Origin of the sequence: Lapidilactobacillus dextrinicus DSM 20335 (genome assembly GCF_001436095.1) — a bacterium.
Lineage (GTDB): Bacteria > Bacillota > Bacilli > Lactobacillales > Lactobacillaceae > Lapidilactobacillus > Lapidilactobacillus dextrinicus.
The window spans coordinates 1-4,330 of sequence record NZ_AYYK01000024.1; the positions used below are offsets into that span (position 1 = coordinate 1).

The 4,330-nt window shown below is 33.6% G+C and carries 2 protein-coding genes; both read right to left on the reverse strand.

The window, feature by feature from the left end; all coding sequences use genetic code 11:
* On the reverse strand, positions 1–998 hold a 998-nt coding region (locus tag FC84_RS08255; protein WP_236697764.1), incomplete at its 3' end, for a glycoside hydrolase family 73 protein.
* A gap of 1,465 nt (positions 999–2,463) precedes the next feature.
* Positions 2,464–4,242 carry a glycoside hydrolase family 25 domain-containing protein gene (locus tag FC84_RS08260; RefSeq protein WP_338043430.1) on the reverse strand — a complete coding sequence of 593 codons (1,779 nt, stop codon included), beginning with the start codon at positions 4,240–4,242 and terminating at the stop codon, positions 2,464–2,466.
* Positions 4,243–4,330 lie beyond the last annotated feature (88 nt).

Genomic DNA, 4,330 nt, shown 5'->3' on the forward strand with positions numbered 1-4,330 from the left:
GGACCATTTAGATACATGCCATCATTACGATTATTTTGCTTAATCAAACCACCATAGTTAACAACTTTTTGACTTACTATAGACAAGTAGCGATGTGTATCGTATGACGTTAGATTGTATGTTTGAATTAATTGATTGAGATAAGCTGAGTAATTTGGTGCTGTTGCATAACCATCTTGTTGGAGATATTTTGTTACTTTTCTATAATCTGTTTCCCCAATTAAGTTGTTGTAACGTGGATTAACAGCTAGAAAATAGCCATGATCTTCAACACTTTCATTCCATGTTGGATACTTTCTAAAAGCAGCGTTAATTGTAATCCAACACCCATTAACGTACTCTTGAGTTGGCATGACAACATAATCACCATTGTAGTCACCTTTGATGCCAAAAAGATTTTTACCATCAATTGCTAGTCTTGATTGACCCCAACCACTTTCTAGAATGGCTTGTGCTGCTGAAACTGATGGTAAAACACCATGTTTATTCCAACCTGATTGCAAACCATTCTTTATTCCACCAAGAAAACTGGTTGTATTTCTTATAAAGGGGTTACGACCACTTCTAAATGATATTTTCTTTTGAAAATCCTCTGGATAGTAACCTGGTCCAAAGAGACTATTTGCTTTTAGGGCATCTTCGTTCTTAACTTCATCAGTGGTACCAGTTGATGGTTGTTTTGCGTCCTCAGTTGAACTGGTAGTTGAATCCGAAGTCGAACTTGACTCCACCTTGGTACTTGAACTGATACCTGTAGTTGAATTATCACTTGAACTAGTACTAGCATTTGCGCTTGAACTAGATGTGCTAATACTGCTACTTGAACTACTTAATTCCACACTTGAACCGGAAACCATTTTAGTCGTTGACTCTGAATTTTCCGCCGCACTGTTTTCATTTTCACTTGAAGTATTGGTAGCCGCTAAAAGTGGCTGTACTGGTGCCGAAATCGAGGCTAAGACACCAAGAACTAACAATGATTTAGAAACTTTTCCCAAAATTTTATCCCTTACCTTTTCGTCATTCTTTTAGAAACCCATAAATCCATTTTATAACTTTTTCTTAAGTATTCCATTGTTAGTTTATTACGTTTATTTTACATTTATATTAACTTAGTTCTGTTATTTATGATCTATACTTTCTAGCATTGGTAACCCAACCAATACTATTTTTGTGTTTTTCACCAATTAAAAAGGGTAATCTGTCCTCTCCATATCACGATTTAATCGCTAAGCTAAATCGAAACGAGGTAGCCAGATGTCCTAAAAAAATTTAACCCTAAGTGTATTCAAAATTACAGATAAAAATATCATTGTTGCTAATATTTCTACAAAAAGAGGTCCTACCGGGCTTTCATATCCACATGATTAACGCAGATTTAATCAATAATCCTGTGCAATGTCCATATTGCAATTTTAAAACATTAATCAAAAATGGTAAGTACTTAAGTCTTGGCATTTTGAATGGTGGTCACTATCAATTAGATCTAAATAAACAACACTATTTATACCATAAATGTGCGGAGCATTAACTGATATTGTTCAGGCCAACGCACCTTTTTCAAATAATATTTAACCACAAGTATTTATATCGACTAAAAATAAGTTTTTCCAACCAGCCCTATCGAATCAAAAATTCATCAGAGCAACTTGGTTCTGATGAATTTCGTTTTTGCTATAATTTAATGTTTTTTAATTATTGTGAGGCATTCTGATCGATTAAACAAACACATTATTTACTACTTTGAGAATTATTTTTTGCTTGTATCATGAACCACTGCCCAACCTGTTGTCATTGTGATATAACCGCCGCTTGTGTAAGCTTTATTATCAATTATTTCCTAATTTAGTTAATATTATTAACCGTCTCTATATTATCCGATTTGCTGGAAGAGCTCTAGATAAAAAACGAGTTTATTTAGCACAAAAAACAACTGATTCAGGTTAAAAAAGCTAATCTTAATACCAATAAAGTCAACCATTTATTTGATATTAACGAATATATGATCTAACAAAACGCGATTAAGTTAACATTAGTTCAATCTAGAATTTCAGATTGCTTATGAAACCTACCAAGAAATTTTAACTGCTGTTCGCATAAGGAATCACAAGGGATTCTATAAAAATAAATGATTTAATAAGCCACAATTAGTCCAAATAAATACATCCTCAAAACGTTAAGAAAAAACAGCAGTACTATTGCTAATAATTATCTCTATCCTTTCTCAAAAGAATCACTTGAAGAAATAAAACGAAAAAATAACAACGTTAAAGTGTAACTGTTATGGTTTTCGAAATCTGCACAATTTTTGTCCGCATTATCTTAATTTATAATTAAAAAACACATCCAACAAAATGGATGCGCTTATATAGATATTCACCAATACAATTTGACAAAAACCTCTTATTTTATTCGCTTAATTGTAATAACCATGAATTGCATAAATTCAGTTGTCGTTAATTATCATTTACTAAAAGAAACAGCCTCAGCATTTATATAGCCTTGCCATACATCATTATCATTATAAAGGGAGTAGTATGTTTCCCCATTAATATGATGATACATACCATTCACTTTATAAGTCTGTTGATAATTACTACTTGACGATAATTTAACATTCCAATTAAAGCTACTCCAAGTATTATAATTTTTCTTAACCACTGTGCAATAACCACTCTTTGATAACCATTTACCTTGAGCTGCAGTTGTTAATACTAACGAATCTGAATCAACATAGCCATACCACTTATTTTTTTCGTCATATAGTGAATAGTACGTGGTGCCATTAACATGATAATAAACACCCGTTGTTTTAAAAGTATGTTGATACACTTGATCGGATGATAGCTTACTATTACCATCGAAGTTGCTTGATGTTCCAACTTTTTTTACAATAGTCCCATACCCACTTTGCGATAACCATACGCCTTGCGCATTATCAGATAGCGTTACAGCTGATGAATCAATATATCCCTGCCATACACCTTTATCATCATAAAGAGAATAATACGTGAGACCATTGCTGTGATGATACATGCCATTTATTTTAAATGTGTGATGATAGGACTGAGTGGACAATAGCTTAACACTCCAGTTAAAACTACCCCAAGTATTTGTTTTTTTAGTAACTGTTGCATATCCTGATTTGGATAGCCAGGGGCCCTGCGAATTTGAGGATACTGATACTGCTTCGGCATTTATATACCCTTGCCAAACATTCTTATCATTATAAAGGGAGTAATATGTCAAACCATTAATATGATGATACATACCATTTACCTTATAAGTATGTTGATACACGCTTCTTGCTGGGAACCTACAATTCCCATTAAACCCGCTTAAAATATCGTAATCAGCTTTACTTACTGTGACATGACCACTCTTTGATAGCCACGCACCCTGTGCACCGGTGGTTAATTTAACTGACTCTGCACCGATATAACCGTTCCATTTATTTTGTTCATCATAAAGAGAATAATACGTAGTTCCATTAACATGATGATAAACGCCAGTTACTTTAAGGGTTTGTTGATATACATCGTTCGCGGATACTTTTACACCGTTACTAAAGTTGCTTAACGTATCAACCCTTTTTATAACCGTTCCATAGCCATTATGCGATAACCATGTTCGTTGAGGATTATCTGATAACGTAACGGCCAATGAGTCAATATAACCTTGCCATATACCTTGATCATCATATAATGAATAGTAAGTTTTTCCATTGCTATGGTGATACATACCATTTATCTTATATGTTTGCTGGTAAGCCTGATCAGCAGATAGTTTTGTTCCCCAATTAAAGCCACTCCACGTGTTTACCTTTTTAGTAACCGTAGCATAGCCACTTTTTGATAACCAGGGACCTGGATTTTCTGAATTTACCTTAGTAAATATTCCAGTAAAGTCAGCAGAAATATCAAAATAGCCATTAATACCAGAAATTAATAATTGTGGTGACCATTGCCAAGCACCATAGGTCTTATTTGCTATTGCCGTTTCACAAATTGGATCTGGATTATATAAATATTGTGCAATCCAAAAATCTTTATTACCGATTTTTGACGAATTTATTTGTCCATACTGTACTAGAGATTTACTAACATAATGCCGAATATTCTTATATCCTAGTTTCTTAAGTTCATTCTCAAATGTCAATGAAGTAGCTGTATGATCGGCCCGACCAATAATAGATGGATCTTCTAAGTCATTAACCATTACTGTATTTTTATCGAGGCCGATATTGCAGCAGCAGCAAAATAATCAGCTTCTTTGGAACTGCAACTATTTTTTGAAACATATAAATAAAAGCAGCTTTCTACATTAGGCA